General features: G+C 71.7%; 8 protein-coding genes. 4 read left to right on the forward strand and 4 right to left on the reverse strand.

Going from position 1 to position 7,811, the window contains the following annotated elements; translation table 11 throughout:
- Positions 1-5: 5 nt before the first annotated feature.
- Positions 6-908 carry a Gfo/Idh/MocA family protein gene (locus tag ACFYPH_RS25030; RefSeq protein ID WP_387185033.1) on the reverse strand — a complete coding sequence of 301 codons (903 nt, stop codon included), beginning with the start codon at positions 906-908 and terminating at the stop codon, positions 6-8.
- A 318-nt stretch (positions 909-1,226) separates the two neighbouring features.
- Here ACFYPH_RS25030 and ACFYPH_RS25035 point away from each other — a divergent pair, with 318 nt between their 5' ends.
- Complete coding sequence (locus ACFYPH_RS25035; protein WP_387185036.1) at positions 1,227-1,619, forward strand: hypothetical protein; 393 nt, start codon at positions 1,227-1,229, stop codon at positions 1,617-1,619.
- Positions 1,612-2,028, forward strand: a complete 417-nt coding sequence (locus tag ACFYPH_RS25040) for a hypothetical protein (RefSeq protein ID WP_355137994.1) — start codon at positions 1,612-1,614, stop codon at positions 2,026-2,028. The genes ACFYPH_RS25035 and ACFYPH_RS25040 overlap by 8 nt, the downstream gene beginning before the upstream one ends.
- 31 nt (positions 2,029-2,059) lie before the next feature.
- Here ACFYPH_RS25040 and fabG read toward each other — a convergent pair whose 3' ends face one another.
- Positions 2,060-2,818 (reverse strand): 3-oxoacyl-ACP reductase FabG, encoded by a 759-nt coding sequence (fabG, locus tag ACFYPH_RS25045; RefSeq protein ID WP_355063586.1) that lies wholly within the window; start codon positions 2,816-2,818, stop codon positions 2,060-2,062.
- A gap of 43 nt (positions 2,819-2,861) precedes the next feature.
- On the reverse strand, positions 2,862-4,514 hold the full coding sequence (locus tag ACFYPH_RS25050; RefSeq protein WP_387185120.1) for an alpha-amylase family protein: 1,653 nt from the start codon (positions 4,512-4,514) through the stop codon (positions 2,862-2,864).
- Between the two features lie 91 nt (positions 4,515-4,605).
- On the opposite strand from ACFYPH_RS25050, the gene ACFYPH_RS25055 reads away from it, so the two are divergent.
- The gene (locus ACFYPH_RS25055) at positions 4,606-5,220 is read left to right on the forward strand and encodes a DUF1349 domain-containing protein (protein ID WP_354860448.1); all 615 of its coding nucleotides are present in this window, start codon (positions 4,606-4,608) and stop codon (positions 5,218-5,220) included.
- Positions 5,221-5,315: 95 nt separating this feature from the next.
- Positions 5,316-5,987, forward strand: coding sequence for a DedA family protein (locus tag ACFYPH_RS25060; protein ID WP_354860450.1), 672 nt, complete (start codon positions 5,316-5,318; stop codon positions 5,985-5,987).
- A gap of 12 nt (positions 5,988-5,999) precedes the next feature.
- Here the strand turns inward: ACFYPH_RS25060 and ACFYPH_RS25065 are convergent, their stop codons facing one another.
- Entirely contained in the window at positions 6,000-7,565 is a 1,566-nt protein-coding gene (locus ACFYPH_RS25065) for a cellulose binding domain-containing protein (RefSeq protein WP_387185041.1), read from the reverse strand.
- Positions 7,566-7,811: the final 246 nt, after the last annotated feature.

A 7,811-nucleotide genomic window follows, 5' to 3' on the forward strand; every position in this document is an offset into this window, starting at 1 on the left:
TGGGGTTACTGGAGGGGGATGGTGCGGGATTCGGCGCGGGCGGTTTCGGCGGCGGCGAGGATCGTGACGACCTCGCGGCCGAAGCGGACGTCGCAGCGGTGGTCGCGGGTGCCGGTGCGCACCTGCTCGACGAGCTGGTCGATCGCGACACCGAACGCCGTGGCAGCGTCGTTCTCGCCGACCGGGACGGTCTCGATCCCGTTCTCGCCGTAGAACACGAACTCCCGGGCCATCGCCTCACGCGGGGCATCCAGGGACAGCGAGGCGCTGCTGGTGGCGCCGCCCTCGTGGGTGAGCAGCAGGTGCACCATCCCGCTCGGCCCGTCCATCGCCGCCACCTGGGTCACCCGCCCCAGCACCGGCAGGAGGATGGAGAGCGCGTGCGGGGCGATGTCCCAGAGCGCGCCGTGCTCGCGACGCCACAGGGAGCCGCCGTACGGGCTGCCCTCCTGGAAGATCGACGCGAAGGCGGTGGTGCGGCCGTGCTGCCAGCCTCCGGCGGCGGCGGTCGCGGCGAGGAACGCGGTGACGTTGGGCTGGAACCGCTGGGTGAAGAACACGACCGAGGCGACCCCGGACGCCTCGGCGGCGGCGACCACCCGGTCGGCGTCCTCGACGGAGAGCGCCAGTGGCTTGTCCAGCAGCAGGTGACGGCCGGCGGTGGCGGCACGGACCGCGATGTCGGCCTGAATGTCCGGCGGCAGCGCGACAGCGATCGCTTCGCACTGTTCGATCAGCGCGTCGACCTCGGCGTAGGCGGGCACCCCGTACCGCTCGGCCAGCGCGGACGCCCGCTCGGGGTTACGCCCCCACACGCCGACCAGTTCCGCGTCCGGGTGTGCGTGCAGCGCCTTACCGTGCGTCTCGATCGCCCAGTGACCGGTGCCGAACAAGCCGAACCGCAGCACGTGTACCTCCGCTGTTTCCCCCGCACCGTGACGACGCCACGGACGTGATCCACGCTAGTCGCCCCACCCGGCTCACCGGCGGCGGGTCGCCAACCACAGCAGCCCAACGCCCCTGTGACCAACGAACGACGCGCCCCAAGGCGGTCGGTCACGGGCCGCCGACCGCGGACGGCGCCCCATTCGTGGGGCAGCTCTACAGGGGCCGCGTGCACCTCGGTCGGCGACTCGCCGCGGGCGCGGCGGCCAGGCAGCGTGACCCGGGTACTACGACGGTTAGTAGGCTGTGCCGGTGACCGAGGCAACGACCAGGTTTGGCCGATGACGAGCGCGGCCGCCGACTCGCCGGTGGACGGGCTCCTCGCGACGGCGTCGATCGTGCTGTCGCTGCTCGTCGCCGTATGGGCGCTGGTCGCGGCGGTACGCCACCGGCCACCGGACCGGGTGCAGTTCACCGGTCTGGCCGTACTGGAGGTGACGCTGCTCGCGTTGGGAGTGCTGGCCCTGGTCGCGGTCGGTGGCGGCGACCGGCCGGGCGAGCCCGGCGCGTTCTACGGCTACCTGGCCACGCTGGTCTGCCTGCCGCCGCTGGCCTGGGTGCTGGCCCGGATGGAGCCGACCCGCTGGGGGTCGGCGATCGTCTGCGCGGTCTGCCTGGTCGCGCCGGTCGTGGTGGTCCGGTTGCAGCAGACCTGGGAGGTCCTCGGTGGTTGAGACACGACCGGCCCGACGCGCCACGAACGCCGGTCCAGGCCGGTTGCTGATCGCGGTCTACCTGCTCTTCGCCATCGCGGCGACCAGCCGGGCGGGTCTGCAGATCGCCACCAAGTTCGACGAGGCGCCGGTGGCGTACCTGCTCTCCGCCCTGGCCGCGCTCATCTACATCGTGGCCGCGGTGGGTCTGGCCCGGGCCGGGCACACCGGCCGACGGGTGGCGCTGGCCTGCTGCTCGGCGGAGTTGGTCGGGGTCGTCGCCGTCGGCATCCTCAGCGTGGTCGACAAGGACCTGTTCCCCGACGAGACGGTGTGGTCGCAGTTCGGCAGCGGGTACGGCTACATCCCGCTGGTGCTGCCGGTGCTCGGCCTGTTCTGGCTCTGGCGCACCCGCCGCGACCCGGCCTGACCGGCCGGGCCGCGTGACGAGGGCGCGCGGGTCAGGCCCGGGGGCCGCCGGCGACGTAGATGACCTGGCCGGAGACGAAGCCGGCCCCCTCACTGGTCAGGAACGAGATGGTGTGCGCGACGTCCTCCGGGCGCCCCGGGCGGCGGACCGGGATCTCGGCGGCGGCGTGCTTCTGAAGGTCCTCGAAGTCGACCTTCATCCGGGCGGCGGTGGCCGCGGTCATGTCGGTGACGATGAAGCCCGGCGCGACCGCGTTGACGGTCACCCCGAACGGCCCCAGCTCGATGGCGAGCGTCTTGGTGAAGCCCTGTAGGCCCGCCTTGGCGGCGGCGTAGTTCGCCTGGCCCCGGTTGCCCAGGGCGGACGTGCTGGAGAGGTTGACGATCCGCCCCCACTTGCGGTCCACCATGTGCTTCTGGGTGGCCTGGCTGAACAGGAACGCACCGCGCAGGTGCACACCCATGACCGTGTCCCAGTCGGCGTTGGTCATCTTGAACAGCAGGTTGTCGCGGAGCACACCGGCGTTGTTGACCAGCACGGTGGGCGCGCCCAACTCGGCGGCGACCCGTTCGACGGCGGCCTCGACCTGGTCCCGGTCGGACACGTCGGCGCCCACGCCGAGCGCACGGCCGCCCGCGCCGACGATGGCGTCCACCGTCTCCTTGGTGGCGGCCTCGTCGATGTCGACCACGGCGACGGCCATCCCGTCGGCGGCCAACCGCCGGGCGGTGGCCGCGCCGATACCGCGCGCGGCTCCGGTGACGATGGCGACGCGGGGCTCCTCCGACATGATTACCTCCCGGTAACGTGGGGTCGATCGGAGGAGCTTAACGTCAGAACCCCCGACCCCGGCATAGGCGAATCCACCGGTATCCGTGCCCGGAGACCTTCACCGCGCCGAGCTTGCCCAACTCGCCGTAGCCACGGTCGGCGAGCACGTCGATCGGCAGGTCGGCCTCCGGTTCGAGGCTGCTCAGGTCCACCTCGACGTCTTCGGTGCCCAGGTTGTGCACGAAGACCATCGTCCCGGTCGGCCCGTCCGCCCGGTGCGCCAGCACCCCGGCCGGCATCGCCACGTCGATGTGGGTGGTCGAGCCGGAACCGATCTCCGGGGCCTCCCGCAGCGTACGGATCATGCGCTCGAACCAGGCGAGCAGCGACTTCGAGTCGCTGCGCTGGGCGGTGACGTTGACGTTCTGGTAGCCGAACTCACCCTTGTCGATGACCGGGCGGACCAGCTTCTCCGGGTCCGCGGTGGAGAAGCCGGCGTTCGGCTGGTACGACCACTGCATCGGGGTACGGATCGCCTCCCGGCCGGGCAGCGACAGGTCCTCGCCCATCCCGATCTCCTCGCCGTAGCGCAGCACCGGCGTGCCGCGCATCGAGAACTGCAGGGCGTACGCCAGCTCGATGCGCCGCCGGTCGTTGCCGAGCATCGGGGCGAGCCGGCGACGGATGCCCCGGTCGTAGATGCGCATGTTCTCGTCCGGGCCGAACTGCTCGTACACCTGGTTGCGCTGTTCGGTCGTCAACCGGGACAGGTCGATCTCGTCGTGGTTGCGCAGGAAGGTGGCCCACTGCCCACCGACGGGCAGCTTCGGGGTGTCGCGCAACGCCTCGATCAGCGACTCCGGGTCCTGCCGGGCCAGGGCGAGCATGAGTCGGCCGTTGAGCATGAAGTCGAAGAGCATGTGGATGCGGTTGCCGGAGCCGCTGGTGTCGCCGAAGAACGTCGGCAGTTGGTCGGGTTCGACGTTCGCCTCGGCCAGCAGGACGGCGTCGCCGCGCCGCCACTGCACGTGCTGGCGCATCTCGGTGAGGAACTCGAAGTCCTTCGGCGAGTTCGGGTTGCCCGGCTCGGTCAGCTCGATGATGAACGGCACGGCGTCCATCCGGAAACCGGAGACGCCGAGCTGGAGCCAGAACGACATGATCTTCTTGACCTCGGCCCGGACCTGCGGGTTGGCGAAGTTGAGGTCCGGCTGGAACTTGTAGAACCGGTGGTAGAACCACGCCTTGGCGGTCCGGTCGTAGCTCCAGGTCTCCTTCTGTTCGCCGGGGAAGACCATGCCCTGGTGCCGGTCGTCCGGCTCGGTGTCGGACCAGACGAACCAGTCGCGGTACGGCGAATCCGGCGACGAGCGGGCGGACTGGAACCACGGGTGCTCGTCGGAGGTGTGGTTGACCACCAGGTCGATGATCACGCGGATGCCCCGGTTCTGCGCCTGGTGCAGCAGCTCGGCGAAGTCACCGAGGGTGCCGAAGCGCGGGTCCACGTTGTAGAAGTCGGTGACGTCGTAGCCGTCGTCGCGGTTGGGCGACGGGTGGATCGGATGCAGCCACAGGCAGGTCACGCCGAGCCGGGCCAGATAGTCCAGCCTTCCGATCAGCCCACGGATGTCACCGACCCCGTCGCCGTCCGAGTCGGCGTACGTGTCGATGTCGAGGCAGTAGACGACGGCTTCGGAATACCAACGGTCACCCATGCCGGAGGAACATCTCCGGTCGATCACCACGGCAAACCCGGTCGGCCAACCCGGTCGGCGGGGCCGGGCGCGGTTGGTTACCGTGCCGGTCATGGAGATCGACCTCGTACCGCCGAGCGAACCGCTGGACTGGGCCCGGGGCGCCTGGCTGCACCCGCCGGTCCGCGCCGAGGAGGGCCCGGCCGGCGAGCTGGTCGTCGAGGCCGGGGCGGAGACGGACTTCTGGCGGCGGACCAGCTACGGCTTTGTCCACGACAACGGCCCCGCCCTGCTGGCGCCGCTGCCGGTCGGCGCCGCCATGGAGGTGAGCTTCATCCTCGACTTCTCGGCGCAGTTCGACCAGGCCGGTGTGCTGGTCCGGGTCGACGAGGGGACGTGGGTCAAGGCGGGCGTCGAGGTCAGCGACGGCGAGTCCCAGCTCGGCGCGGTGGCGACCCGGGAGTTCTCCGACTGGTCGGTGTCCCCGGTCCCGGGGTGGACCGGCCAGGAGGTGACCGTACGGGTCAGCCGGGCCGGCGACGCGCTGACCGTACGGGCCCGGGTCGCGGATGCGGCCTGGCGACTGGTCCGCCTCGCTCCGTTGGACCCGGCGGCCGAAGCGATGGCCGGCCCGTTCTGCTGCGCGCCGACGCGCGCCGGCCTCACCGTGGTGTTCACCGGCTGGCGGCAGGGCCCGGCCGACACCGCGCTGCACCCGGAGGGCTGACCCGGCCGGCGTGGCAGGGCTCACGCGCAGGTGTGTGCCGCCGGTCGCTGGGTATGACCTTCCGATCCCCGGTAGCCGGATCGGAAGGACGACCAATGGCGTACGCCCAGACTGGTGACCCGTCCGAGTTCACCGGCCTGACCGGGTGGGTGGCCTCGGTGATCGAGGCGACGGGCCCGGTCGGCGTGGCGCTGCTGGTCGCGTTGGAGAGCATCGTCCCGCCGATCCCGAGCGAGATCGTGCTGGCCATGGCCGGTTTCCTGGCCCACGAGGGTCGGTTCAACGTCGTGCTCGTGGTGCTGGCCGCGACGGTCGGCTCGCTCGTCGGCGCGCTGGTGCTCTACTGGCTCGGCGCGGCACTGGGCGAGGAGCGGCTCAAGCGCTGGCTGGACCGCATCCCGCTGGTGGACCGCGACGACTTGGAGAAGGCCGACCGCTGGTTCGAGCGGCACGGTCGGTGGGCGGTGCTGATCGGCCGGGTGGTGCCTGTGGTCCGCAGCCTGGTCTCCGTCCCGGCCGGGGCCAACCGGATGCCACTTGGCGAGTTCGTCCTGCTGACCACGATCGGCAGCGGGGTGTGGAACGCGCTCATCGTCGGCGCCGGCTACGCGCTCGGCAGCCGCTGGCAGGACGTCGGGCGGTACAGCGACTGGTTCAATTACGCGATCATCGCGGTCTTCGCCGTCATGCTGGTCAGCTGGGTGATCCGTAAGGTCCGCCGGCGCCGGGAGCGCGACGACCGGCGGTCGGTGACCGCCGGTCGCTGATCCGCGTCGCGCTCAGTTGAACTGCGCGCTGATCGACGTGAACTCCCACGTGTTCTGCGCGATGCCGGAGCAGTTGGAGACGACTCCCCCGCCCGGGCACGGCCGGTCCCGGTTGACCGACCAGAATGTGAACCGGCTCAGCCCGCGCGCCTTCGCCCAGTCCCGGATCTGGGTCCAGGTGGCCGGCGAGGTCAGCTCCTGCTGGTCGGAGAGCCCGTTCATCCCGGAGATGCCCATGTGGGCGTACGCCGTCGCGTCGGACCAGCCGAAGGCCGTCTTCAGCGTGTTCTTCAGCCCCTCGGCCGCGTTGACAGTGCTCTGGTACATGTTGGCTCCGCCGCCGAAGTCAAACGGCATGATGGTGAAGGTGTCGATGTTGGCGCCCAGCGCGGCGGCCTGGTTGATCAGGCGGGTGCCGTAGTACGACGGGCCGGTGGTCGACGTGCCGAACGTGATGATCGTCTTCAGGCCCGGGTTGTTCTGCTTGACGATCTTCAGCGCGCCGAGGATCCGGTCCTGTACGACCTCGTTCTCGAACTCGTCGCTGTTCTCGATGTCGATGTCGATCGCCTTGAGCCCGAACGCGTTGATCACCTGCTGGTACGCGCCGGCCAGGGCGCTGGCCGAGGAGCAGTTCGGGCCGAGCTTGTTGCCGCTCCAGCCGCCGATGGACGGGATCACGTCGCCGCCGGCCGCCCGGATGGCCGCGATGGTGCTGGCGTGCGCGCCGCCGGTGAGCGGGCCGCCGCCGTCCCAGGCCGGGGTGCAGCCGCCACCGGAGAGCACGAACGCGATGGTGAACCACTTCACGCCGGTCGCCGACATGACGGTCGCCGGGGCGGGCGGATCACCCCAGCCCGGGTAGAGGTAGGGCGCGACGGCCATCGAACCGCCGCCACCGGTGCAGCCGGTGGTGCTCGCGGCGACCGCCGCCGACCGCGCCGACTCCCCCGCCGAGTTGTACGCGGCGACCGTGTAGCTGTGCGCCGAGCAGGCGGCCAGGCCGGAGACGGTCGTCGAGGTGCCGGTGACGGTGGCGCGCACCGTCGAGCCCTCGTACACCCGGTAGCCGGTCACCGTGCCACCGACCGCGTTCCAGGCCAGCGAGACCGCCGAGGCGGTGGCGCCGGTGACCCGCAGGCCGCCGGGCGTGCCGGGGGCTCCCGGTGGGGTGGTGGGGCCGCCCGAGCAGGACGCGCCGTTGACCGTGCAGTTGGTGGGGTCACCGGTGCCGGCGACGATGAAGCCGAACGACGTGCTCGCGCCGGCGGCCAACGCGCCGTTCCAGGACTGGTTGCGGGCGGTCACGTGCTGACCCGAGCTGGTCACCAGGGCGTCCCAGGCCGACCCGACCGTGCTGCCGGCCGGCAGGTCGAACTGCACGTCCCAGGAGGTGATCGCCGTGGACGTGTTGTTGGTGACGGTGAACTTCGCCTCGTACCCGCTGCTCCAACTGCTGGTGCGGGCGAAGGCGGCGGTGGCGGCCGACGCGGCCGGCGGTGCCACGACGGTGGCCGCCACCAGTGCGGCGGCCAGCGCGACGGCGAACGTCGCCACGCGGGGGGATCGGAGTTTCACGGTGGCCTCCAGGGACCGGTGTGGTGGGGGATGTCGCCCGTCGTCGAGCGGCGCTCGGTCGTGCGGGCGGGTGGTGCCGATGCCCTGCGCGGCCGGGTGGTGTGCGGGCCGCGCAGGGCGTGGGGGGGGGGCCCGGCCGGGGGGGGGGGGCCCCCCCGCCGGGGGGGGGGGGGGGGGGGGCCCCGGCCCGCCCCCCCCCCCCCGGGGGGGGAGAACCCCGGAAACCGACCCCCGAAACCACCCCCC

Source organism: Micromonospora sp. NPDC005252 (assembly GCF_042872475.1).
Classification (GTDB): Bacteria; Actinomycetota; Actinomycetes; order Mycobacteriales; family Micromonosporaceae; genus Micromonospora.